This is a genomic window from Neptuniibacter sp. PT8_73 (assembly GCF_047778045.1).
GTDB lineage: Bacteria > Pseudomonadota > Gammaproteobacteria > Pseudomonadales > Balneatricaceae > Neptuniibacter.
In genome coordinates this window covers 1,537,725-1,561,775 of record NZ_CP180545.1, presented here as the reverse complement: position 1 = coordinate 1,561,775, position 24,051 = coordinate 1,537,725, and the positions used below count along the sequence as shown (strand labels likewise).

19 protein-coding genes are annotated in these 24,051 nt (G+C 43.2%); 8 read left to right on the top strand and 11 right to left on the bottom strand.

Translation table 11 applies throughout. From position 1 onward, the window contains the following. Positions 1-29: 29 nt before the first annotated feature. Positions 30-1,961, bottom strand: a complete 1,932-nt coding sequence (locus ACMXYN_RS06935; RefSeq protein WP_415894098.1) for an alkaline phosphatase D family protein — start codon at positions 1,959-1,961, stop codon at positions 30-32. 130 nt (positions 1,962-2,091) lie between these two features. Then, positions 2,092-3,045 (bottom strand): DUF3179 domain-containing protein, encoded by a 954-nt coding sequence (locus ACMXYN_RS06930; RefSeq protein ID WP_415894097.1) that lies wholly within the window; start codon positions 3,043-3,045, stop codon positions 2,092-2,094. A 130-nt stretch (positions 3,046-3,175) separates the two neighbouring features. Between ACMXYN_RS06930 and hisI the strand changes: the two genes are divergently transcribed. Then, a complete protein-coding gene (hisI, locus tag ACMXYN_RS06925) occupies positions 3,176-3,595 on the top strand; it encodes a phosphoribosyl-AMP cyclohydrolase (protein WP_415894096.1) in 420 nt (139 codons plus the stop codon). Positions 3,596-3,661: 66 nt separating this feature from the next. Here the strand turns inward: hisI and ACMXYN_RS06920 are convergent, their stop codons facing one another. Further along, the gene (locus tag ACMXYN_RS06920; RefSeq protein WP_415894095.1) at positions 3,662-4,672 is read right to left on the bottom strand and encodes a rhodanese-related sulfurtransferase; all 1,011 of its coding nucleotides are present in this window, start codon (positions 4,670-4,672) and stop codon (positions 3,662-3,664) included. 294 nt (positions 4,673-4,966) lie between these two features. Here ACMXYN_RS06920 and ACMXYN_RS06915 point away from each other — a divergent pair, with 294 nt between their 5' ends. Next, positions 4,967-6,847 carry a methyl-accepting chemotaxis protein gene (locus tag ACMXYN_RS06915; RefSeq protein ID WP_415894094.1) on the top strand — a complete coding sequence of 627 codons (1,881 nt, stop codon included), beginning with the start codon at positions 4,967-4,969 and terminating at the stop codon, positions 6,845-6,847. Positions 6,848-7,073: 226 nt separating this feature from the next. Here the strand turns inward: ACMXYN_RS06915 and ACMXYN_RS06910 are convergent, their stop codons facing one another. Beyond that, a complete protein-coding gene (locus ACMXYN_RS06910; RefSeq protein WP_415894093.1) occupies positions 7,074-8,447 on the bottom strand; it encodes an FAD-binding oxidoreductase in 1,374 nt (457 codons plus the stop codon). A gap of 152 nt (positions 8,448-8,599) precedes the next feature. Here ACMXYN_RS06910 and ACMXYN_RS06905 point away from each other — a divergent pair, with 152 nt between their 5' ends. Continuing rightward, positions 8,600-8,863 carry a DUF4242 domain-containing protein gene (locus ACMXYN_RS06905; protein ID WP_415894092.1) on the top strand — a complete coding sequence of 88 codons (264 nt, stop codon included), beginning with the start codon at positions 8,600-8,602 and terminating at the stop codon, positions 8,861-8,863. Between the two features lies 1 nt (position 8,864). Here the strand turns inward: ACMXYN_RS06905 and ACMXYN_RS06900 are convergent, their stop codons facing one another. After that, on the bottom strand, positions 8,865-11,894 hold the full coding sequence (locus tag ACMXYN_RS06900) for a helix-turn-helix transcriptional regulator (RefSeq protein ID WP_415894091.1): 3,030 nt from the start codon (positions 11,892-11,894) through the stop codon (positions 8,865-8,867). A gap of 181 nt (positions 11,895-12,075) precedes the next feature. Here ACMXYN_RS06900 and ACMXYN_RS06895 point away from each other — a divergent pair, with 181 nt between their 5' ends. Further along, positions 12,076-12,333: a hypothetical protein gene (locus ACMXYN_RS06895; protein WP_415894090.1), complete on the top strand. Its 258-nt coding sequence runs from the start codon at positions 12,076-12,078 to the stop codon at positions 12,331-12,333. A gap of 137 nt (positions 12,334-12,470) precedes the next feature. Here ACMXYN_RS06895 and ACMXYN_RS06890 read toward each other — a convergent pair whose 3' ends face one another. Continuing rightward, positions 12,471-13,052 (bottom strand): transglutaminase-like domain-containing protein, encoded by a 582-nt coding sequence (locus ACMXYN_RS06890; RefSeq protein ID WP_415894089.1) that lies wholly within the window; start codon positions 13,050-13,052, stop codon positions 12,471-12,473. 219 nt (positions 13,053-13,271) lie between these two features. Next, complete coding sequence (locus ACMXYN_RS06885; RefSeq protein WP_415894088.1) at positions 13,272-13,601, bottom strand: hypothetical protein; 330 nt, start codon at positions 13,599-13,601, stop codon at positions 13,272-13,274. A gap of 435 nt (positions 13,602-14,036) precedes the next feature. On the opposite strand from ACMXYN_RS06885, the gene ACMXYN_RS06880 reads away from it, so the two are divergent. The 3 genes from ACMXYN_RS06880 (at position 14,037) to purU (ending at position 17,590) form a co-directional block, all read left to right on the top strand. Next, positions 14,037-14,921, top strand: a complete 885-nt coding sequence (locus tag ACMXYN_RS06880; protein WP_415894087.1) for a LysR family transcriptional regulator — start codon at positions 14,037-14,039, stop codon at positions 14,919-14,921. Positions 14,922-15,167: 246 nt separating this feature from the next. Then, positions 15,168-16,580: a coniferyl aldehyde dehydrogenase gene (locus tag ACMXYN_RS06875; RefSeq protein ID WP_415894086.1), complete on the top strand. Its 1,413-nt coding sequence runs from the start codon at positions 15,168-15,170 to the stop codon at positions 16,578-16,580. Between the two features lie 152 nt (positions 16,581-16,732). Then, a complete protein-coding gene (purU, locus tag ACMXYN_RS06870) occupies positions 16,733-17,590 on the top strand; it encodes a formyltetrahydrofolate deformylase (RefSeq protein WP_415894085.1) in 858 nt (285 codons plus the stop codon). 91 nt (positions 17,591-17,681) lie between these two features. Here purU and ACMXYN_RS06865 read toward each other — a convergent pair whose 3' ends face one another. The 3 genes from ACMXYN_RS06865 to ACMXYN_RS06855 form a co-directional block, all read right to left on the bottom strand. Continuing rightward, positions 17,682-18,953 carry a hypothetical protein gene (locus tag ACMXYN_RS06865; RefSeq protein ID WP_415894084.1) on the bottom strand — a complete coding sequence of 424 codons (1,272 nt, stop codon included), beginning with the start codon at positions 18,951-18,953 and terminating at the stop codon, positions 17,682-17,684. A gap of 373 nt (positions 18,954-19,326) precedes the next feature. Further along, a complete protein-coding gene (locus ACMXYN_RS06860; RefSeq protein WP_415894083.1) occupies positions 19,327-20,640 on the bottom strand; it encodes a hypothetical protein in 1,314 nt (437 codons plus the stop codon). Positions 20,641-20,919: 279 nt separating this feature from the next. Continuing rightward, a complete protein-coding gene (locus ACMXYN_RS06855) occupies positions 20,920-21,558 on the bottom strand; it encodes a glutathione S-transferase family protein (RefSeq protein WP_415894082.1) in 639 nt (212 codons plus the stop codon). Between the two features lie 141 nt (positions 21,559-21,699). On the opposite strand from ACMXYN_RS06855, the gene ACMXYN_RS06850 reads away from it, so the two are divergent. Beyond that, positions 21,700-22,254: a TetR/AcrR family transcriptional regulator gene (locus tag ACMXYN_RS06850; protein WP_415894081.1), complete on the top strand. Its 555-nt coding sequence runs from the start codon at positions 21,700-21,702 to the stop codon at positions 22,252-22,254. Between the two features lie 128 nt (positions 22,255-22,382). On the opposite strand, the gene ACMXYN_RS06845 is transcribed toward ACMXYN_RS06850, so the two are convergent. Then, positions 22,383-24,050, bottom strand: a complete 1,668-nt coding sequence (locus tag ACMXYN_RS06845; protein ID WP_415894080.1) for a glutamine--tRNA ligase/YqeY domain fusion protein — start codon at positions 24,048-24,050, stop codon at positions 22,383-22,385. Position 24,051: the final 1 nt, after the last annotated feature.

The following is a 24,051-nucleotide window of genomic DNA, read 5'->3' as shown; positions in this document are numbered from 1 at the left end:
CAATCTAATAAGTATTGCTCCCGTTTTCGTTAAGAGCGCGATTTAGGCTTTCTGTAAGGAAAACTAATATCACCGCCTTGGGCCTTGAGTACGGTCACTTCAGTAGGCTCACCCACCTGATTGAGCTTAACCAGTCCGACGCCACTGCCGTTGAATACCCTTTTAGCTGGCATACCCTCTGGGATGCGCGAGCGGATCTGCATCCGTCTTCGTTTGGTAAACCAGTTAAGCGGCGAGCGACTGCCATAAAGCCAGCGGTTCATTTTGTCGAAGAGATTCAACAAAGCATGTGGGAACTCATTCTTTAAGCCACTGCAGGTGATTTGCCAGATATCTGGGCTGTTTTTCCGGAAACGAATCTTGATGTCATAAGCAAAGGAGTAATGCACATCACCCGACAAAATCACAAAATTCTGTGGTGTTTTAGGATGACGGAAGATATTGAGGATCACATTGGCAGAACCAGCATGAGCCATCCAGTTTTCGGCATCTACCATCAGTGCATGGCCAAAGTAGGTAAAGATCCGTTGAACTGTCTCGATTAGCTTCATACCAAAAATCGGTGCGGGAGAAACCAAAAGCACTGCGTCTTCACCAATCAACTCTTGCTGCAGTTCAGACAGCGCCTCCCAATCCATTAATCCAGAAGGTTTAGCTCCACTACTTTCCGACCACCAGCGACGAGTACGGGTATCCAAAACCACCAGTTTAGGTGACGTGTTAAGACAGTAACTCCAAGCCTCAAATTCAAGCACCTGTGTAATCAGATCATTCCTAACTTCCCCGCCGTCTGCAATCGCATCTTGCTGAATCAGATCCGTCCATTGCTGTGGGAATTTATCAGGGGCATTTCCCCAGCCCTGGCAAAGCCAATAGCCGAGTAGCGCATTACCGATAATACTTCTGGAAAACGGATGATTATAAGCCGCTTCTTCCCAACCTCGGGTTAGGTTCCAATCATCGGTAATATCATGATCATCAAAGATCATATAAACAGGAATTTGAGCTAAAGCACGCTGAACGTCAGGTAAACCATTAACAAACAGATCGATCTCTCTTTGTTCATCTAAGTAGCGATCGATATATTTATCTGAAACTTCGCCTGCGTTTAGCGAGATATGACGCCAAAGCTGTGGTGACCAGACCAAGAAATACATCGCCAACATCTCAGCCAATGTAATCAGATGGTTGTGTGCCGTATCCGCAGTAAAAATCGGCTTCTCTGCTCCGGCAAAAAAACGATCGGCCAAATCTTGCCCTGCAGGTGTTTGCGGTAGCAGCTCCTCGCGTTCGTAATAACAATGCTCACTTTTATATAGTTCTGCGCTGTTCTTTACCGTGGCTCCCTCAATCAGTTCAGGCGCTAACCCGAGTAGACCTATCGTCTGATGTATGGCCGATAGCATTGGCCCTGCGACATCATCCGCATAGATCTGATCTCCCGACATCATTAAAAGTGCAGGACGAGACTCAATATCACCTATTGAGCTTTCTAATACCTGATCAACGCGTAGCAGCGCATCTTCGGAAGCATAATGAGGTTTACGGCAAGAACCGTGTAGTACCTGATCCAGCTGAGTTTTTAGAGCAAACTTAGGCCGCTCTTCACCTGGATAGACCAGATGGGGCAACAGGCTTTTTAAATTCTGAATTTCACCCCGAATTTCACACTCAAGATCATAAGAGAACCAAGTATCAGTGGAGAGGGAGTGCTCAGGTCGATACTCAATTAAATTGATAAAGGCAGATTTACCCACCTGTATAGACTGATTAATCGAGACACAATCTATCTGGGAAACAAGCTCCTGCTCCCGATAAAAATGGAAAGAGCCTTTTAAGGGCTCAGAGGTGACCAACCACAAAGCAACTTGATCAGGCGTAACTTTTCGCAGTAAAGGCCCTGCAATAATATAAGGCAACAACGTATTCTGTTTTTCAGATATGCCTAAAGCGTTCGTCATCGGTGATTCGAATCCATCTTTTACTTACTAAATCTAACTCGCCTACAGTCTAGCGATCTTTTGACTGCAGGTTCAAATACCATTTTTAGACTTTATCTAAAGATCTTTTATAAATAGTTTATCAGCTAAATCATTGGGCTTTATAAACATCTGTGTCGGGATGGAAGGTATACCAAGCAAACCAAAACGAGTTGACCGCTGGATAAGCTTGGCCTGTTTCAGCATCAACAACCTCGCCTGTACGAGCTGATGCATTAAAGCGCAACTTAAACTGCCGACCATTAAACTCATCTAGCAGCTCATCGTTTGAAATTTTGGATAGTTCAGCAAAGGGGTACGCCTTAAATTTCCCATCAACCTCCACACCCAAAACTCTCTCTTTGGGATGGTAAGCTTGGCTTCGGAACTCCACAGGAAAATACAGCACAGGGCTTTCGTCATAACTACCATAAGGGCTTTGAGAATAGTCTCTTGAATAGCCAGTATTACGACTGAGCACTTCACCATCGGGGTAACGAGCTTTCCACTCTTTCCAGGTCATCTGATTCAATGGTAATTGAGTGAGTTTTTGACCTTTGAATTTCCCGGTCACGGCCTGACTTTTTAACTGTGACCAGAGAGAATCTGACTGGCGATCGTAGAGCAGAACATCACTGTTATATAACAAACCAGAGACACCAAAGGTCAGCGCTTCACCATTCATATCAGCAGAAAACGCCATGCCTGTTCCGCATAGAGGGCAATAACTGATCACAACAGGCTGACCGCCAAAATTATCATTCACGATCTCATGCCAGTTTAAGATATTAATAGGATATGCACGGGTAATACCGGCCAATGTTAAGCTCAACACTTGTTGATCATCATGCCAACCGCCCGCTTGCTTCGCCGCTATAAATTCAGGCTTATCAATAGAAGGAATGCCATCACGAGCAGGACCGCCCGGCAGTATTTTTTCGGCTGGGATTAGACTATCGGAAAGATCAAACCCGTTATGTTCAGCAAAAACCGAACAAGACTTAAAACAAACCAAGGTAACTAGTATTGCGATAAGGAAGGCTAAAAGGCTTGTCCGTGAAAACATAGTACAGTCTCAAAATTCCAGTTACTGGTTTGAGCACAAAAGAGGACAATGATTCAATTTAATTGTCCCGCCCCTTTTAATTCCTTGTGGTATGATGCCCGCAGATTTTACTTGTAGCAGAGAAGCAACAATGAAAAACAGTTTTTACTACGACTTAGAGTCTGGCGCTAAAGGCAGCCAAACAGATCTAAGTGCGGCACTTGATAACCTTCGCTTTAACGAAGACGGCCTGATCCCTGCGATTGCTCAACAAGCAGAAACTGGCGAAGTGTTAATGATGGCGTGGATGAACCGCCTTTCCATCGAAGAGACACTAAAAACTGGCCAAGTGTGTTATTGGTCTCGTTCACGCCAAAGCTACTGGCGTAAAGGCGAAAGCTCTGGCCACGTACAAAAGCTAGTTGAGATGCGTATCGATTGTGATGGCGATACGCTTTTATGCCTAGTGAATCAGTCGGGTCCGGCTTGCCATACAGAACGTTCTAACTGTTTCTTCCACGCTGTAAAAGAAGACAAGATTGAGATCATTTCTGAACCTTGCTGCAAATAAGCAATTTCAGATAGATATAAAAAAACCATGCCTTGGCATGGTTTTTTTTGTTTTGATCAAGGCTGATTAGCCTTTAGAACGCTCTTTTTGCGCTGCGCGATAAGCGGCTTTGGCATCACGATGCGCTTGAACAGCATCTTGCACATCAGAACCTAGGTGAGATTCACCACGCTCCTTCGCTAGCTGTACTTGATGTTCACGTTCACGGAAACGCTGCTTTTGTGAATCACTCATCTTTTCGATACAGTGCACACAGCTCACACCCTTCTCGTACGAAGCGAGTTGCTTTTCCTCTTCTGTAATTGGCATGCGGCACGCGTGACACTGATCGTAGTCACCCACTTCCAAACCATGCTTTACAGAAACGCGGCCATCAAAGACAAAGCAATCACCTTTCCACATCGAGTCTTCTTCATCTACCTCTTCAAGGTACTTCAGAATACCGCCCTCTAGGTGATAAACCTCATCAAAGCCCTGCTCTTTCAAATAGGCTGTCGATTTTTCACAACGAATACCGCCAGTACAGAACATGGCCACTTTCTTGTTCTTCTCTGGATCAAGATTTTCAGCAACATACTGAGGAAACTCACGGAATGTCTTAGTCTCTGGGTCGATCGCATTTTCAAATGTGCCGATCGCCACTTCGTAGTCATTACGGGTATCAACCAACACCACATCAGGATCGGAAATAAGCGCATTCCAATCTTTTGGTTTTACGTAGGTACCCACCACCTTTTTAGGATCGATACCTTCAACACCCATAGTCACAATCTCTTTTTTCAGCTTAACTTTGGTACGCATAAAAGGATTGCTGGTATCAAACGACTCTTTGTATTCGATAGGATTCAGGCGGTCATCTTGCTGCAACCACCCTAGCACTGTATCAATACCTTCGCGGCTTCCCGCAATCGTACCGTTGATACCTTCATTGGCTAACAATAAGGTGCCGCGCACGCCTACTTTTTGCATACACTCGAACAATGGTTCTCTTAATGCTTCAAAGTTTTCTAGGGTGACGAATTTATACAGAGCGCAAACAACAGTCTGCTCTTCAGAATTTGGGGGTAAATCAGACATACAAACTCCGCTAATTGGGGCGTAAACCCAACGCAAAATATAAAGCCCCAGCCGTTTTGACTGAGGCGACAACAATTTATCTGCACAACAGCAGAACTTGGACGCTGATACTACCACAAAAACCAAGCGTTCAACTCAGGTATTTTGCATATTCTCCTCGATAAACACTCAACAATTTCATAATCCGAAATTGCCTTCTAAATATCTGGTCTAGAATAACTAGTTATCAACGCAGGGAAATATGCCCTGCCACGCTATTGATAAACTTGAAGTCTCGTCTTTGAGGTTAACTGTATGAAAGTTTCACATAAGGTTGCCCTACTCGCTTCCACTGTTGTTGTCCTAACCTTTGCTATCTATTCATGGATTCAATACAGCAGTGTCAGAGATGCTCTGTATGAAAAGACAGAACAAAGCACCCAAGAAGCCACCTTGGTCCTGAGCTATCAGATCACTAACTGGCTCAATGCCAAATTAAAACTGATCGATATGATGGCGGAGAGCATCAACGCAGACTTTTCCCCAGAAACTATACAAGCCACCTTTGATAATCCTATTCTCAAAAAAGAGTTTATTTTGATTTTTGGCGGATTAGATACCGACGGTAAAAAGATAACCAATGATCCGGAGTGGAACCCAACCGGATGGGATGCAAGAAAACGCCCTTGGTATCCTTATGCCAAACAAAATGACAGAGCGGTATTAACTGACCCATACGCTGATGCGGCTAGTGGCGAAATTCTTATCTCAGCCGTAGCCAACTTCTATGACAATCGCCAGTTCAAAGGCGCGTTTGGTGGCGATCTAAGTTTAAAAACTGTATCCGATGCATTGAACACCCTTAACTTCCACAACACCGGTTACGCATTCCTGCTCAACGCTAACGGTAATATCATCAGCCACCCCAACGCTGATATGAATGGCAAATCCATCAATGAGTTATTCGATGGCAATACACCTAGCTTCAGCCGTGAGCTTGCCGAATCATACGTAAATGGCGATACCGTTTTTGTCTCTTTCAGTAAGTTAGAAGGGCTTAAAGGTAGCCAATGGCTGATAGGTGTAGTTTTAGATAAAGGCCTTGTAATGGCCGAAGCCAATCAAATTGGTATTACTGCACTGATCGCAACCATCATCAGCGCACTGATCTGTAGCGGCGCTTTGTATATGACCGTATCTAAACAGCTACTGCCGCTAGAAAATCTACGCAGCTCCCTAGTCGAAATAAACAGTGGGGACGGCGATCTGACTAAACGCTTAGAAGTGAACACTAAAGATGAATTTGGTCAGGTCTCCACCGATTTTAACCAATTTATTAGCTACCTTCAGGATTTGATTATTCGGGTAAAACAGATCTCATCAGATGTACGCTCTAACAGTGATCACACCTTCAACTCAGCCTCCACTGCAGCCAATGAACTGGAAAAACAACTATACGAACTCGATCAGTTAGCCACAGCAATGCACCAAATGTCCGCCACTGCTCAAGACGTAGCGACCAATGCTCAGCATGCAGCCGACTCGGCTCAGCGTGCCGATTGTGCAGCCAGCGATGGTGTTGCGGTTGTATCAAAAACCACAGAATCGATCAGCCATTTAGCTGACGATATGGAAAATATTGTTAATACCGTCAATGAACTCGCTAATTACAGTAATAACATCGAATCTATCCTAACCGTAATTACAGAGATCGCAGATCAAACCAATCTTCTTGCACTTAATGCTGCTATCGAGGCCGCCCGTGCTGGCGATAAAGGCCGAGGCTTTGCCGTAGTTGCCGACGAAGTCCGCGCCCTCGCCTCCAGAACTCAGCAATCGACAGAAGAGATCAAAGACATGATCCAGCAACTTCAGTCTGGGGTAAGAAATGCTGAATCCACGATTACTCAAAGCAGAGAGTTAGCTGGCAAAACCCAAGATATAGCTAGTGAAGCCAACACTGTCCTCAACACCATCCGCGACAACATTCAGGAAATTAACCAGATGACAGTCCAGATAGCGACTGCAGCAGAACAACAAAGCGCCACTTCAGAAGAGATTAACCGCAACACCACCAATATCCGCGACCTAAGCCAATCCGTCTCTAATAACGCCAAAGCACAGGAATCTAATTGCCATCAAATGACTGACCTGACGCGTAAGCAGGATGCGGAACTTGGGAAGTTTAATGTTTAAGGGCAGGACGCTGCTTCGCAGCTAGAGATCGGCTTCGCCTTGTAGGACGCTTCGCTAGAGGACGCCGCTGCGCGGCTAGAGGAAAAGCTTCTGGATGCATATTGTAGGGCGCAATGGCGAAGCGTATTACACCATTAAAATTATGTATTTGTGTAATACGGCTAAGCTATTACACCTTACTTGCTTAAGAAACCTATCAAGCTAAACACATAGACAATCAAATAAATTAGGCAATGTTTTGATTAACTCTAAAGAAGTTTTCAGGGTCATATTTTTTCTTTATGGCTAACAAACGATCATAGTTTTCACCATAGCTAGATTTAATCCTTTCTTGCCCCTCTTCCATCATAAAATTGATATAGGCTCCAGATCGATTATATGGGTGAATCTCCTCCCAATACTGCTTTGCCCATTCGGTGATAACATCTGCTTGTTTCGGATCAGGATCAACACCTGCAATAACCATAGACCAGATAGCATCTCTGCAATCCCAAGCAGTTTCTTTCCTACCCACTTGATGAACTGCCCCATCAATAGGATATAAATGCATTAGAGATAATTCGTGAGTCGATTTCTTCGCATTTTTGATATGAATATCTATAGCTTGATCGGTTAACTCATCAACAAAGTCGCCTTTCCAATACCACTGCATCCCCGTCGGTAACAAATCGTCGAACATCCCCTGCAGCTCAATAAAAGGCATATTGGATGCCCAATCTATCAAGCGATAAGGCAAATCATGGCGAATTTTATTAAATAAACTTTCACCCTCTTTTTGATTACCGTTATAACAGGCAATAAGAACACACACTTTCCTCCCCCAATGCTCTTTTGGAAAAGGGTCTCTCGAGGGCACCGATTTCAAACCTGCAAAGCAACACAACTGTTCTGGTGCATCATTTTGTAAGGCTCGGTAATACTGGAGAACTTCCTTAGCATGAGAAAGGTCCCAAAACATTGGACCTGCATAAACATCCTTGACCGGGTGAGCTTGAAACAAGAAGCTGGTAACAATACCAAAATTCCCACCACCGCCTCTAATTGCCCAAAACAGATCTTCATTCTGACTTGAGCTTACAGTGATCAGTTCACCATTTGCGAGAACGACATCCGCCTCAAGTAAATTATCAATAGTTAAGCCAAATTGACGGGTTAAATAGCCGTGACCACCGCCTAACGTCAAACCTGCAATACCTGTTAAACCAACAATTCCACAAGGAACCGCTAAACCAAAGCTTGCAGTTCCATGATCTAATTCCCCTTGAGTACATCCAGACTCGACCCTTACAGTCTGGGTGATAGGATCTACCCTAATCCCTTTCATCATGGATAAATCAATTACCAGCCCTTCATTGCAGCTGGCAAGGCCTGGCCCATTATGCCCACCACTACGAACGGCCAGTAAAAGCTTTTGTTCATATGCAAAGCCAAGAGCATATTTGATATCCGAAACATTTTCACACTGAACAATATACTTTGGACGTTTATCGATCATGCCATTATAAAGTTGCCGTGCTTCTTCATATGATCGATCAGAGCGAGAGATTAATTTTCCTAACAATTTTCGTCTAAGTTCACTTTCTAAAGTTTCCATATTCATTATCTCTCCCCATAAAAACAGTTATTTCCTTCAATACATTGCCAGTAAATTATTGTTCAGGTTTTATCCATCCGATATGGCCAGAATTAACTATTCTCACTTTGCTTCTACATGGTCTAGGCTTTTGTCAGTACCTAAGTGAGGGAAATGCTATGGCACTTTTTTTAATTGAACGGAATTGGGCTGAACAGCTTGAAGTAACTCCAGATTCTGCGGCAGCGGTTAAGCAGATTAATGATGACGTTGGGGTTCGTTGGTTATATTCATTTTTAACAGGAGACAAGAAAAAAACTTACTGCCTGTATGAAGCCATTAGCGCTGACGCCATAAGAGAAGCTGCTGAGCGCGCAGATATCCCAGCGGATGTGATAGTTGAAGTAGACCAATTAAAACCTGAAATGTTTGCTGCATCTTGATTTAATCGAGAGTAATTTCATTTCGAACTGAAAAAGCAACGGCTTCAGCGCGGTTGGCACTCCCCGTTTTTTCTAAAATATTATGAATGTGATTAGCTATAGTGTTTTCACTTCTATACAGCTCGCGAGCAATTTCTTTATTAGATTTCCCCTTAGCGACCAGCTGTAATACCTCAATTTCTCTTTTGCTTAAGCCCTTAGCGTTGTTTATTTTTGTTGAGGAGCCTGTGATCTTTGAGTTCAAATTAGTGATGCTGGCAATGAGTCCTTTCATACCTATGTCATTAGCCGTATCCAAGGCGCTAGCTAATAGCTTGAGCGACTTAGCCTTATCATCTTCCGCTCCTCGCTCACTTAACATCTTCGCATATTCGAACTGGCTATGCGCGAGCCAAGGCCTTGCACCTTGGCGGGCATTCATTTGAATAGCTGATTCAAAATGTCTTGCCGCTTCATCCCAACGCTTCATCACATTTTCTAACATGCCAAGCAAACGAGAAGCCGCTCCATGGCAAGCAGTACATGCCCCTACCACGATGTTGAAGCCATCATGAGGTAATAAAAGCTTATGAAGTTCGGCGGCTTTTTCCTGATCCCTTAAATATACGCACACTTCAGTTAAGTATGTTAAACAACCTGGCCAGAGTGCATCTCTTGGTATACAAGAAAAACCGTCCTCTGACATGGCCTTAAACTCTTTTTGAGCAAGCTCTTTTTTATCTAATTCAGTAAATAAGATAGCCAAACCAGGCCGCCAGGTTGATTCCGAGGGAGCATTTTTCATGAATTCTGTAAGTATTGGTTCTACCTCATGTAACCGACCTTGTTCGCGACGCAAATTAAAAATCTGCAAACCAAAAACACCCGCTACATCCTGCCCAATTAATTGACCTCCCGTTTCCATTGCTTCCATTGCCAAATTTTCAGATGCTTTCATCTCTCCATTAAACAACGCTAACGTAGCCCTAAAGAGCTTACCTACATAAAGCCAATAGGGCTGGTGAAGTTGATGTGCAAGGTGATTCTGCAATTCAAATGCCTTAAATGCAGCAACAACGTCCCCCGCCTCAAGTAGATCAAACATATACCAGCCAGCTAGATCGACCCGACGTTTCACATCGCCAAGCTCCGTTGCAAGGTCAATCGCTTCGCGAGCTGCTGCTAATCGAGAAGTTAATCTTTCCGGTCCCCACCTCGCTGCTAGACCAGACAATAAAACAAAAACTAATGACGAAGGATCTCCGAGATCTCTAGCCATCCGCTCTGCTTTTATATTGACCCTATGCGCTTCCTCAAGGTCTCCAGTAAAAATGAGCGCACGTGTTAACGATGCTAACACCTGCACTTGCAGTAAACTCTCTGAACTATCCAACCCTGCATATGCAGTTTTAAGTAATCTGACCGCAACATGCCCAGGTAAACCAGGACGCCAACAGGCCTCCTCATACATCACCGTAGCTCGAGCCAGATCTGAACTCAGTTCAAGTTTTGAAGCAATATCAATAGCCTGACGAAAAGCATGTAGGGCTTTAAGACTCTCACCTGCATTTAGTAAAGATTCCCCCATAACAATATTAAGTCGAAAATGGGTAACACTTGGCTTGGAATCAAGAAGGCTCAACGCCGTTTGATAAAACTCTGCCGCCTCTTCAAACGCCAACATTTTATCGGCCTGACTTCCTGCTAACTCAGAAAACGCTAATGCTTTCTGCTGGTCCCCACTCGGTAAGGAGGCTGCGTAGTGGTAAGCTAGAGGAATAACATTCTGATCGCTACTTCCTGTTAAACTACATTCTAAGATGTTCGCTATTTCCAGGTGTAAAGCAGCTTGTTTAGAAAGTGGAATTTCTCGATAAAGTGTATCTCGTATAAGCGCATGCGAAAATTGATACTGCTCGAAGCCATGAGAATCAATCAAAACATATGCTTTCACGCCTTCTTTAACCAGAACCTCAATCTCAGAATCTAACAATGTACCCATACATAGTTTTTTTAAAACTGACAGTTCAAAACATCTGCCGATCACCGCAGCAAGCTTCAACATTTCGTTACAGTCAGCAGACACTTGATTCAATCGACGGCCGATTATCTCTCTAATCCCTTTAGGTAGAGGTAAAGGATCAGTTTTCTGGTATTTAAAAGAAATGTTATTTGAGCTCTCGTTTTTTAAATAGCGGGCCATCTCTGCTAAAAACAGGGGATTGCCTTCAGTTCGATCATGTATATTCGTCACGGTGGTAGGAGACAAACTCTCACCCGTAACAATTGCAAAATATTGGCTTGCTTCTAAGAGGTTAAGGCCGGACAACTCCAACCTAAGCGTACCTAAGCAACGGCTTAAACCTCCAAGGATGTCGGATAGAGGATGAGTACGAGTTATCTCGTTTTCTCTAAATGTTACTACAAGCAAAACTGCTCTTTTTTCCACTTCCCTGGCGAAAAACTCAAGTAACTTTAACGAAGACGCATCAGCCCACTGTAAATCATCAAAAACAAGCATCAGAGGTTGAGATTGAGAAGAACTAAGCCAAAGATTCGTTACCGAATCGAACAATTTAAAACGTGCCGCTTCATCATTTGTATAGATTTCTTCACTAGGTTGTTTGGCTAATTTTGAGAGTAATTCTGGAAGTAACTCTGCAATAGGCCCTATGCTTTCAACAGGCAGTGCTTCAATTTCCTCAACGGAGCAATTGTCTAACCAGCTTCGTAGTAATTGAATCCAAGGCCAGAATGGCGGAGCACCTGCGGCCTCATGACAGTAACAACTATATGCTTTAAAACCACTTGAAGTGGAAAGCTCTATCGCAATTTCTGCTGTACTGGTTTTTCCTATACCAGCCTCACCAGAAAGCAGCACAATCCTACCTCTTCCAGACGAAGCATCATTAATCGCCTGAGTAATGGAATTAAGCTCTTTCTCACGACCAACAAACAACTCACATACAGGGTCTATCTCCCTATCTATAAGCTTAGTTCCGCAGCCATCACAAAAGCGCGCATTTAAGCGGTTTCCTTTACCACAGTTCATGCATTTCATATATCGAGTATAGGAGTTTATTCAGTATCTGCCCCTATAGTCAGTTCTGACTATTCTCGTTGAAATAGAAATTATGGTCAGTTCCCTCCATACCTAAATTCAGCAAGGCCACATAACCTTAAATCATGGATAACCAAACGGGTTAATCCGAGAACAGATAAGGGTGACCACCATGAAAACCAAAGCTATTTTGATGGCATTACTTTTAGCAGCTCCCTTTGCCTCAGCAGACAGTGGCTCTGAATGGTTAGACGATCAAGTTGCACAGTTACAAGAGGAAATGGCTGCAAGAAATAAATTGGCTGAAGCAACTGAGCAGTACTTGCTCGCAAAAGGCTATGTTGTTCCAGAAAAAGTTGCACAAACAAATGAGGATTCATTCAATCATGAGGTACTCATGCTAAGTGCTTCAATCGAGATTTTTGAATGAACAACCTACAAAAATCTAAGGGCTAGGTCTTACAATGTTCATCAAAGAAAGAGCGTTTTGAGTGCACTACGCAAGGCCTAGCCATAGTTTGAATATTGCACCGTTCAATTTATAAATATGCATAATGCGAGCTACTATTACACTCTACTAACTAGTTCGATATCAGGAAAATTATCCGCCACTTCCTGATAGGTTTTGCTGTTGGTAAGCACCTCTATCACAACCGACAATGGCTCAGCCCAGATTTCAGGCAAATCAGCTTCACCATCCGTCACTATCGGAAAAGCTAATTTCTCGATCGGCGGACAAAATTTAGCCGAAACGCCCTCTTTGTTTCCCCTAGCATCCGCGCGATACCAACCATGTCCCTCTAGATATATGGCGTTAAGACCATGAAGGCAAAAAGGAGGTACATCTGTAATTGTCAGACGTTGATAACATAAGCCAGCAGGAATGTTATTAGCCCGTAACAGCGCAGCCAACAGGTGGCTTTTAGCGTAGCAATAGCCTGTACGATGTTTTAGAACATCTGATGCCTTGCAAGTTACAGGGTTTAGCTCGTAATCCTGGCTATGCCTTATTTCATCACGCACAAATTCAAAACATCGACGAGCAATCTCTTCTGGATCAGGGGAACCACCAGTAAGGTCTCTCGCCTGAGTGAAAACATCAGTATGTTCCCAATCAATAAATTCTGAAGATGCTAAATATTTGTTCATTTACGAGCTCGTATAAGACAACTAATTGGCCGCCTAGTTAACTAATTTCCAACAATCTATATATAAAGACTTTGAACGCCGCACTTAGTGTAAAGCAAGCATCAAACATCACAACCTATCTTGTGCCCTGAGTCTTTTCCTCTAGCGGAGCGTCCTAAAAGGCGAAGCCGATCTCTAGCTGCGAAGCTAGTAGATTATAAATTTGTGTAATACGCCCCGCTATTCCACCCCACTTGCTTTAGATAAAACCCACCGCTCTGTAAATTTTTTCTGTGCATACAGTGAAAGAGCTATTCCTATTGGCATAGGAGCCAACGCTGCAACCCCAAAAGACTGAGCATATGAAGGATCGAACATAACTAGAAAAACTAAAGTAAAGTCGCCTATGGCGAAGCCTCCAAAGCCCATAATACTGGATAGAAAGAAGTGTGATTTTTTCTCAATAAGTTGTTTTTTTTGTTTGCGAGCAAGTAGCAAGGCTACAATAGGTGGCATTAAAAATTTAATTGCAGGCGCTAGTAATAACAGCGGGCTAAGAAAGAACCACATTTTTATTCCTCTACATAACAATTTGTATACGGAGCAGTATCTCTACCCTAACCGCATTTATTTAAAACAGATGTAAGGAATTGAAAAGGAAGGATTAGTTCTGAAAAGTGAAAGCATCTTCCATGACAAACCGAGCATGTATAACAACTGATATACATTCTCCATAAACCAAAGCTATATTCATTTAGCCTTGCCCGACATCCATCTGTCTGTTTTACAATTGTTTTAACTTAGCGTCGGATGTAAAGCAAGCATCAAACATCACAACCTATCTTGTGACCTGAGCCTTTTCCTCTAGCGAAGCGTCCTAAAAGGCGAAGCCGATCTCTAGCTGCGCAGCAGCGTCCTCTAGCGAAGCGTCCTTCTTTAATCGTTCCTTGCTATTAAAAAAAGGAATATATTCGTTAGATCCATTTAAAAATATGAGTACCTTTTATGCTCGATGTCTCGGATATCATCCTTCTCAAAACCGTTGCTGAGGAAGGAAGTATTAGCAAAGCTGCGGAAAAGCTACATATGTCTCAGCCGACCTTGAGCAAGAAGATTGCGCGTTTGGAAAAAGTATTAAAGGTTGAGCTGTTCCATAGACAAAGCACAGGAATGAACCCAACAGTGATTGCTGGTTACTTGATTGAGAGTGGTGAACAGCTTCGCGCAAAGCTGGACACTTTATGTCGCCATGTTGAGCTTCTATCCAACCTTGAAGGCGGCACATTAAAGATCGGGGTGAGCCCGATTGTCGAGCAACTGCTTTTTCCAAAAGTTCTGATGGACTTTGTCGAAGAATCGAACAATGTAGAGATCTCATTTAAGGTGGATCTACCACAGAAGATACCGAGCTTAGTGCTTAACGGTGAGATTGATATAGGTATTGGCCCTGCTCTACCTCAAGAGCGCGCTTCCGAATTGGTCATCAGAAAAGTTCAAAGTGCACGCATTGTCTTTGTAGTTAGAACCGGCCACCCATTAACTGAAAGCAAAGGGACTCTCCCTACCGATGAGCTTAATAATTTCCCAGGTATAGGTCCTAGCGTAAACAAGTCCATGTCAGATTTTTTACAAGAAAACGATGTTTACCTACCGTTTAAAATTACTTGTGATAATTACCAGATCGCTAAATCGATCGTTATGACTTCCGATTACTTCACCGGTGGCCCGAGAGAGCTATTTACTAAAGAGTTAGATTCCGGGGAACTCGTGCAATTAGATATCGCTGAAGAGATACCTTGGCAATCCTACTGCATTACCCGTCAAGAAACCGAATATGCACCTGCAGTTAAGAAATTCATTGAAATTCTGGAACAATATTCAGATACATAACCCCGTTCTGTAATAAGAGCTACTCGTAGCTCATTGAAATACAAATACTATTCTTTATTTTCATTACCCTTAGCAATTTTTGTAAATTCCTTAATGCCTAGCTGGCGACTATTCTATCGATATGTTTTCAAGTGTGTGAGCGATTCCATCTGATTAAGCAAGGTATGCGAATCCTTAGAAGTCCGGTAAAGCTTGAGCAATAGGAGGCATGGAAAGCGATTAAATGACTTTAGCCAGGGTAATAAGATGACTAATTTGAACCACATTTCGCCAGATAATTTACAGATCACCTTTCAGACGATGCGTGGCGCATACAATGCGCAACCAGCACCCTCTTATGCGGAACGCGTAACTGTCCTTAAAACCCTTAAGGCCTCTGTCATTAAACATGAGCAAGCGATCTACGATGCTTTGAAAAAGGATTACGGTTATCGCAGTGAGTTCGACACACTGATTGCCGATGTACTTCCTAGCGTCGCAGGCATTAACTACGCGCTAAAAAATCTAAAGAAATGGATGAAGCCTTCTAAACGTCATGCCGGTTTGATGCATTTCCCTTCATCGGTGAAAGTCCACTACCAACCTTTAGGTGTGGTCGGTGTTATTACACCTTGGAACTTCCCGATATTCCTTGCACTCGGGCCTACAATTCAAGCTTTAGCCGCTGGTAATAGAGTGATGATCAAAATGAGCGAGTTCACGCCTAATGCCAATCAAGTGCTACGCGAGATCGTTAAAGAGCTTTCCGAGCATATTCAGATTATTGAAGGCGAAGCCGATGTAGGTGCAGCGTTCTCAGCGTTGCCATTTGATCATCTGATTTTTACCGGCTCATCTGCGGTAGGCAAACTTGTCGCTAAATCGGCCGCTGATAACTTAACCCCGATTACGCTAGAGCTTGGCGGAAAATCCCCAACCATTATCGATGACCAGATCAGTATGGATATTGCCGTTGATGCGGTGATCTTGGGTAAATCAGTCAACTCTGGACAGATCTGTGTAGCCCCAGATTATGTTTTTGTTCCTGAAGCGAGAGAAAGCGAATTTATCTCTACCTTTATTGAGCGATACACCCATTATCATTTAAACGGTGATAACCAGAATTCACAAACTCATATCGTCAGCGAAAGACAATATGATCGATTAATGGCGTTTATTGAGGACACCAAAAGCAAAGGCGGCAAACTTCACCCAGTCAAAGCAATAGAGAATGATGCTGGACGACGTGTCTATCCTCACCTAGTGACTCAGGTCACTGAGGATATGAGTATTCTGAAAGAGGAAATCTTTGGGTCGATCCTGCCAGTAATGACCTACAACAAAATCGAAGAGGTAACGCGTTATATCAATGAACGCCCAAGGCCACTTGCGTTGTATATCATGTCTAAGGATAACGCTTTGATTGATTACCTGTTAAACAATACCCATAGCGGTGGCGTATCGATTAATGACACTGCTATGCACGCTGCAGCAGATGATGCTCCCTTTGGCGGCGTAGGTAATTCAGGTATGGGTCACTATCACGGCTACGAAGGCTTCCTGACCTTTTCGAAAGCAAAAACAGTACTTCATTCAAGCCCTTGGTTACCCAAAAATGCCTTTATTCTTAAGAACCGTGATTTTGTTTTTAAGACATTGCGAAAGTTTTTGCTGAAATAATTTCGTAAAAAAAACTAAGATCCAATCAGCTCCTGCTACTGAATCAGGGAGCTGATTACCCCTTCCCGTGCGCCTCCCTTCTTAAACCTGATTGTTAACTGTGGCATAAAAAGATCGTCTAAACTTAATGATTATCTGGTGAGGAGAGTGAAATGACTAGCAGTTCATGGATACTCACGGCAAGCTGCCCCAGTGAGCTGGGTACGGTTGATGCAGTGACGGGGTTTCTCTACGAGAACGGACACTATATAGAAGAACTCCACTCCTTCGATGACGAGAGCAGTCAGCATTTTTTTATCCGGGCATGCTTCAGAACCAATAGCCACTTTGATAAGAGTACATTCAGCCAGCGCTTTTCCCTCAGAGCAGAAAAGTTTGATATGCAATGGGAATTACAACCCAGTGATTACAAACCCAGAGTTGTTATTCTGGTATCGAAATTTGATCACTGCCTCAATGACCTGCTCTACAAAAAACAGATTGGGCAGTTAAACATCGATATACCCGCCATCATCTCTAACCACCCCGATCTGAAAGATCTAGCAGACTGGTATCAGATCCCTTATCACCACCTTCCGATCACGCCAGAAAGTAAACAGCAGCAAGAACAGCAACTCTGGAAAATAATTGAAGACACAAACGCTGATCTCGTAGTTTTAGCCCGATATATGCAAGTGCTTTCGGATGAACTCTGTCAGAAACTGGAAGGCTGGGCGATCAATATCCATCACTCGCTCCTACCCGGCTTTAAAGGCGCAAAACCCTATCACCAAGCTTATGAAAAAGGCGTAAAAACGGTAGGCGCGACCGCACACTATATCAATGCCGATCTCGATGAAGGCCCTATCATTGCGCAAGGGATAGAACCTGTTGACCATACCTACTATCCAGAAGATCTGATTGCTAAAGGAAGGGATATAGAGCGCATGACACTCTCTCGAGCGGTGAAATACCATATTGAGAAACGGGTATTTCTCAATGGTAATAGGACGGTGGTTTTTAAGAAATAGGACGCTGCTTCGCAGCTAGAGATCGGCTTCGCCTTTTAGGACGCTTCGCTAGAGGACGCCGCTACGCGGCTAGAGGAAAAGCCTCTATGCCCTAATTTTTCTTATACCCATTCTCACCATGTTTTTCTAAGAATTTTAATAATTTATCTAATCCAGATGGTCGACTTGGTAAGCTGATTATTCTATCTCGTAGACATTCATGCAATTTATTATCTCTACAATAAAAGCTTTCAGTTTTAGAACACTTCCTGACATTCACTTCTGATATTCCTAAAAGAAACCTTCTTGTAACAAACTGCTTTGCATTCAATCCGGAAGGTTTTCTTGTGACATACATATCACCATCGACAAAAGAGAACATCTCAACCAAGTAATCTAAATACCTTGTATCTAAAATAGATGCATATTTTAGATCTTCTTCAGGGCTATTATATAAATAGCAGCCAAACGATCTCATAAGTTGCCACAAAATCTCTTCGAATCCCGTAAAACTAATTTCCCAAGCATATTCGCCTTTACCTATCGTTATAGATTTTTTGGGATCGTAACTGTCCCCCATAAAGTGAAAGAAGATCTCATTAGCAAGCAGATCATCAAATCCAATCTCAGGCCTAGATATCAAAATTGGAATTTGTGACACAATATCTGACTTGATATAGACCCACCGGTCATCATCGATAGAACTTTCATGCGTAATAAACCAATCGTGCATGTGCTCAATTTCGGCTAAAAACTGATCTAAAGTTGCAGCAGGTGAATAATTAAAAATTTCAGAGAATAAAGGATGGATTTTTCCTTTCGATAACTTCCACTTATTTCCTAGCTTAATTTCACCTTCGATAAGTGATTTCACATCTCCTGTAAAATAATACTTTTCAATATGCTTCCACTCATACTTTGGTGAATCACTAAATTCACGCCATACAATCTGCTCCCAATTATTGCGGCGCGCCTTCTGCCAAGCAGGATCAAGCATATGAGGGTAAGCAACCGACACTTTCGCAGCAGCAGTTTTCTTTTTGGTAGGCGCTTTTATTTTCTTACGAGGCGGACGGCGTTTGAACTCTTTTAAACTATTATTTCGGATTGCAAGAAACTGTGTTTCACCGGCAGTATCGAAGTAGAGCTCAGCGTATACATTGCTAAGCTCTTTCTTAGTTAGGTAACGAAGCAGCTCTTCTGCTAGTTCACTTTCCAGATCCACACCCAAAGTGATGATTGCCTGCTTATCTTTAAACCTTAGCTGACTTGTCCAAAGCTCTTCATCTTTAGCCAGTAGAAGATCTTCTATCTCGGTATGTATTTCGTCGGCATCTGATTTACTAGCACAGTCAAAATAGAGGCTAAGTGTATCTTCGCTCATGAGAGGTCCTTTTCAGCATCGAATGAAAACACAGGAGAGGAGTTGGATTTAAAGGTAGGCCGTAAAGATCAATAATCTCGCTCACACTCCCTGTGAGTAGATAAGCAAGATATCAGGATATTCCTGCTAAGCAAATGTCTTAAATGGGAGATTTTTTATAGTGATGAGGGCATATAGGATGTAACGGCCAAGCCATTACACCCTACTTGCTAGAGGACGCTGCTTCGCAGCTAGAAAGGAAAGTTACTAGTTGTAAGTGGCTAGAGGAAAAACCGCTACGGCATGGATCGTAGGGTGCAATAGCGAAGCGTATTGCACCGATAGAATTTTGGATTTGTGTAATACGCTCCGCTATTACACCCTACTTCCTCATTTACCTTTCAGAATATTCATACGCATCATCACCATGCTTATGAATAAATTCGATAAAGGAATCAAAATACTCTGGCATATCCAACGCAAAAATTTGTTTTTTGAGAGAATCTGCCATTTCTGGGTCACGACAATACGGGGTTTCTAGTTTAGGAACATGAGGAACGTTATACCCTAAAAGCCCGATAAAGAATGACCGGAAAGCATATTGCAGCCAGGGGCGTATACTCAACCCCCGTTCATTTACATAAGAGTCCCCAAACACAACTTTAGAAAAGAAATCTGAATCCATATGGGGTAGTAAACTGATCAGATACTTAGCGTATTCTTGTTTCTGGTAACGAAGAGCACTTAACCCATTTTCTGATATCAGCTCCGGATTAAATAAATAATTCCTTATACCTTGTAAAATTCTTGCACAAATTTCTTCGTATCCATTAAGCACAGGTTGCCAAGCGTCATTACCAAGAGGAATTGGGAACGTTCTTTTCGGATCATAACGATCCCCATAAATCCATAAAAAAGCTTCATCCGTTAGCTCTTGATCGAACCCATGCTCTACCCAACACGAAAAGAGAGGAAGGCTGTCTAAGAAATATTTTTTCTCATTAACCAATTTCTCCTTGGATATATCAGCCTTATTTTGATCAAACCACTCAAGCACTGTTTTTACAACACCTGTTAACTGGTCAGTCGTTTTACATGGAGAATACTGAATTGCACACTTAATTGATGGAGCAAGTCTCTGAGGCTGTATCCCTGCTTTTTTTAGATAGGTGATCCGCCCTTTTATAAACTTATGTACATCACCGTCAAAGTAATAGTCTTTGATGTGCTTCCAGTAATATTTAGGCTCATGGGACATACTTGCATAAAACATCTCATCCCAATCTTTTTCCCTCTGTTTCTGCCAAGCAGGATCAAGCATATGAGGGTAAGCAACCGACACTTTCGCAGCAGCGGTTTTCTTTTTGGTAGGCGTTTTTACTTTCTTACGAGGTGGACGGCGTTTGAACTCTTTTAAACTATCATTTCGGATTGCAAGAAACTGTGTTTCACCGGCAGTATCGAAGTAGAGTTCAGCATATACATTGCGAAGTTCTTTCTTAATTAAGTAACGAAGTAGCTCTTCTGCCAGTTCACTTTCTAGATCCACACCCAAAGTGATGATTGTCTGCTTATCTTTAAACCTTAGCTGACTCGTCCAAAGCTCTTCATCCTTAGCTAGAAGCAGCTCTTCTATCTCGGTATGAAATTCATCAACATCTGCTTTGCTAGCACAGTCAAAATAGAGGCTAAGTGTATCTTCGCTCATGAGAGGTCCTTTTCAGCATCGAATGAAAACACAGGAGAGGAGTTGAATTCAAAGGCAGATCATAAAAATCAGTAACCTAGCTCACACTCCCTGTGAGTAGATAAGCAAGATATCAGGATATTCCTGCTAAGCAAACGTCTAAAATGGGGGATTTGTTATAGTGATGAGGGCATATAGGGCGTAACAGCCAAGCCATTACACCCTACTTTAGAAAACAGCCTGTTAGATTTTTTCTAGCTACTAACCACTAGCATCTAGTAACTAACCCGCGTCCTGCCCCTACTTAAGAATATCCTTCGCAAAATCCTGCTGACGAATAGTCTGGATATAGTTCAGTACATTTCCGTGCTTAGCTACCAGGGGCTTACCGACTTCGTTGCCTTCGATGTAATCGATAATCGGGATCAAGATTAGGTCTGCAGCTGTAAGTTCGTAACCGCAGATAAAAGGATAATCAGCTAGCTGATCAGCAACTACGGATAGTGCGTTTTCGATACCTGGGACAGCAGCTTCAACTTTATCCATGCGTACTGTGCCGTTTTCTCCTTTCGGGAAGATAAACTCAAGCAACACTTTACGTACGATTTCAAAATCCACATAGATACCGCTGATACCACTCCACGCTTCAACTTGAGCTTGAGCATAAGGATCAGTTGGATAAAGTTTTGCGCCGCCGTATTCATTTTCTAAATAATGTAGGATCGCAACGGTCTCTGGAATTGGCCCCTTCTCAGTTAGAAGCACTGGGAATTTTGTATATGGGTGAATCGCTTTGTGGCCCGGGGTATGAAAACCCACTGCTTCGCCATCCACTTGTGTAGTTACCTCGTAAGGCAGTCCTTTTAGCTCGCAAGCCATCATCACACTGCGCACAAATGTACTGAAAGATGGACCATAAATTCGGATTGGTGCAGTCATGCTTAAACTCCTGTTATCTAATTCGGTTAACTCATTCGGTTAACTACCTGAGCTCCACTTTATTGACCGACACAATATGTTCAAGAACATATTTTAAACTTATGCCATACTCTGCCTTAAGCAAGTACAGGAGTAGTTTTTATGGGGTGGACGGCTGAACAAAAGCAGCAAAGTCGTAAAAAGATTATTGATAGCGCTGCAGAACTCTTTACCAAAGATGGCTTTGATAAAGTGGCGATTAACGATGTCATGAAGCACGCCGGTCTAACCCGAGGGGCGTTTTACAATCACTTTGAATCTAAGAGTGATCTTTACGCCGAAGCGATTTTGAGCGCTGCTCACCTAGCCAAAAGCCATACGATAGAGCGTGCGGGTTTTCAGCTGTCGGATATTATTGAAACTTACCTTAGCGACAAACACAGGAACGGTGAGTTCTGCTGCCCCTTAGCGTTTTTAACCACTGATATTCATCAACGGGATGATCAGGTCCGCACCACCTATACGCGTGTACTGAAAGGCTTTATCAATAATATCCATGAGCTAAATGTAGGCCAACCAGCCCTAGATGAAAGCGAAGCGATTAAGAAAGCAGTACTAATGATTGGTGGGGTTGCGATTGCCAGAGCGGTGAATGAAGATGATTTTGCGGAGCAGCTATTAAGTGCCTGTCGTGAAGGGGTTAATAAGGGCGGGTAAGAATCGGATAAAAGCAGGAAGAAACAGCCTGGTGCGGATAAAGGCCGTAAAGTGCATCAAATAAAAAAGGCGCCTTTAATAGACGCCTTTCTCTGATACTTTCCGGGTTTAGCCGAATTTAGCAGGGTTTATTTTCCCCACGAATCACGTAGGCCAGCAGTACGGTTAAATACCAACTTATCAGCTGTAGAGTCTGAATCTACGCAGAAGTAGCCGGTACGCTCAAACTGGTAAGCGCTTTCCACTGCTGCATCAGCCAGACCTACTTCACAACGGCTATCAGTTCTAACCACTAGAGATTCTGGATTGATGAACTCAAGGAAATCTTTTTCCTTATCACCTGTTGGGTTTGCTTCGGAGAACAATCGATCGTACTCGCGAACTTCACAAGGTACAGAGTTATCAGCAGATACCCAGTGAACAACGCCTTTAGCTTTATAGCCTTCAGGGTTAGCACCGGCAGTTGCTGGATCGTAAGTACATTTCAGTTCAACAACGTTACCATCCGCATCTTTAATAACTTCTTGGCAGGTAATAACGTAAGAGCCACGTAGACGAACCGCAACGCCTTGCGTTAGACGCTTCCACTTACGTGGTGGTACTTCAGCAAAGTCGTCTTGTTCGATAAGAATGTTGCGTGTGAACGGTACTTTACGAACACCCATAGTTTCATCTTTAGGGTGTTTAGGTAGCTCGAACCACTCTTCCTGACCTTCGTCATAGTTAGTGATTGTGACTTTCAGTGGCTGAACAACACACATTGCACGCGGTGCATTTTTGTCTAAGTCTTCACGCACGAAGAATTCGAACTGAGCCATATCAACTGTGCCGTCAGTCTTAGCAACCGCTAGGCTGTCACAGAAGTTACGTACAGAAGCTGGCGTATAACCACGACGACGTAGGCCAGAGATAGTTGGCATACGTGGGTCATCCCAACCATTTACATGGTTTTCATCAACAAGCTGCTTCAGCTTACGCTTACTTGTTACTGTGTAGTTTAGGTTTAGACGACCAAACTCATACTGACGCGGCTGTGATGGTACAGGTAGGTTTTCGATGAACCACTCGTACAATGGACGGTGATCAGCAAACTCTAGGGTACAGATTGAGTGCGTTACGCCCTCAATCGCATCTTCTTGACCGTGTGCAAAGTCGTAGCTTGGGTAGATGCACCACTTATCACCTGTCTGGTGGTGAGACTCTTTACGGATTCGGTAAAGAATCGGGTCACGCAGGTTCATGTTAGACGATGCCATGTCGATCTTAGCGCGCAGTACACAGCTACCTTCGTCAAATTCACCCTTGCGCATGCGCTCTAGAAGGTCAAGGTTCTCTTCAGGTGAACGCTCGCGGAACGGGCTGTCTTTACCTGGTTCAGTTGCCCAACCACGGTATTCTTTTGCTTCTTCTGGGCTTAGGTCACAAACGTATGCTTTGCCTTCACGAACAAGGTGCTGCGCCCACTCGTAGAACTGATCAAAGTAGTTTGACGCGTAACGAACTTCACCCGCCCACTTAAAACCTAACCATTCAACGTCTTGCTTGATCGCATCAACGTATTCTTGATCTTCTTTAGTCGGGTTAGTGTCATCAAAACGTAGATTACATTCGCCGTTATATTTGTCAGCAGTGCCAAAGTTCAGGCAGATAGACTTAGCGTGGCCAATGTGAAGATAACCATTTGGCTCTGGCGGAAAACGTGTAACAACTTTTCCGTTGTTCTTACCATCTTCCAGATCCTGTTCAATCACCTGATGAATAAAGTTAGTAGGTTTACTGCTTTCTGTATTGCTCATA

What these genes read in the sequence shown, in the direction of transcription:
- hisI (WP_415894096.1), top strand. Translation starts at nt 3,176, where the DNA reads ATGAAAAACAGTTTTTACTACGACTTAGAGTCTGGCGCTAAAGGCAGC.
- ACMXYN_RS06855 (WP_415894082.1), bottom strand. Translation starts at nt 21,558, where the DNA reads ATGACTGCACCAATCCGAATTTATGGTCCATCTTTCAGTACATTTGTG.
- ACMXYN_RS06915 (WP_415894094.1), top strand. Translation starts at nt 4,967, where the DNA reads ATGAAAGTTTCACATAAGGTTGCCCTACTCGCTTCCACTGTTGTTGTC.
- ACMXYN_RS06920 (WP_415894095.1), bottom strand. Translation starts at nt 4,672, where the DNA reads ATGTCTGATTTACCCCCAAATTCTGAAGAGCAGACTGTTGTTTGCGCT.
- ACMXYN_RS06890 (WP_415894089.1), bottom strand. Translation starts at nt 13,052, where the DNA reads ATGAACAAATATTTAGCATCTTCAGAATTTATTGATTGGGAACATACT.
- ACMXYN_RS06860 (WP_415894083.1), bottom strand. Translation starts at nt 20,640, where the DNA reads ATGAGCGAAGATACACTTAGCCTCTATTTTGACTGTGCTAGCAAAGCA.
- ACMXYN_RS06900 (WP_415894091.1), bottom strand. Translation starts at nt 11,894, where the DNA reads ATGAACTGTGGTAAAGGAAACCGCTTAAATGCGCGCTTTTGTGATGGC.
- ACMXYN_RS06865 (WP_415894084.1), bottom strand. Translation starts at nt 18,953, where the DNA reads ATGAGCGAAGATACACTTAGCCTCTATTTTGACTGTGCTAGTAAATCA.
- ACMXYN_RS06875 (WP_415894086.1), top strand. Translation starts at nt 15,168, where the DNA reads ATGACTAATTTGAACCACATTTCGCCAGATAATTTACAGATCACCTTT.
- ACMXYN_RS06930 (WP_415894097.1), bottom strand. Translation starts at nt 3,045, where the DNA reads ATGTTTTCACGGACAAGCCTTTTAGCCTTCCTTATCGCAATACTAGTT.
- ACMXYN_RS06905 (WP_415894092.1), top strand. Translation starts at nt 8,600, where the DNA reads ATGGCACTTTTTTTAATTGAACGGAATTGGGCTGAACAGCTTGAAGTA.
- purU (WP_415894085.1), top strand. Translation starts at nt 16,733, where the DNA reads ATGACTAGCAGTTCATGGATACTCACGGCAAGCTGCCCCAGTGAGCTG.
- ACMXYN_RS06880 (WP_415894087.1), top strand. Translation starts at nt 14,037, where the DNA reads ATGCTCGATGTCTCGGATATCATCCTTCTCAAAACCGTTGCTGAGGAA.
- ACMXYN_RS06895 (WP_415894090.1), top strand. Translation starts at nt 12,076, where the DNA reads ATGAAAACCAAAGCTATTTTGATGGCATTACTTTTAGCAGCTCCCTTT.
- ACMXYN_RS06845 (WP_415894080.1), bottom strand. Translation starts at nt 24,050, where the DNA reads ATGAGCAATACAGAAAGCAGTAAACCTACTAACTTTATTCATCAGGTG.
- ACMXYN_RS06935 (WP_415894098.1), bottom strand. Translation starts at nt 1,961, where the DNA reads ATGACGAACGCTTTAGGCATATCTGAAAAACAGAATACGTTGTTGCCT.
- ACMXYN_RS06910 (WP_415894093.1), bottom strand. Translation starts at nt 8,447, where the DNA reads ATGAATATGGAAACTTTAGAAAGTGAACTTAGACGAAAATTGTTAGGA.
- ACMXYN_RS06885 (WP_415894088.1), bottom strand. Translation starts at nt 13,601, where the DNA reads ATGTGGTTCTTTCTTAGCCCGCTGTTATTACTAGCGCCTGCAATTAAA.
- ACMXYN_RS06850 (WP_415894081.1), top strand. Translation starts at nt 21,700, where the DNA reads ATGGGGTGGACGGCTGAACAAAAGCAGCAAAGTCGTAAAAAGATTATT.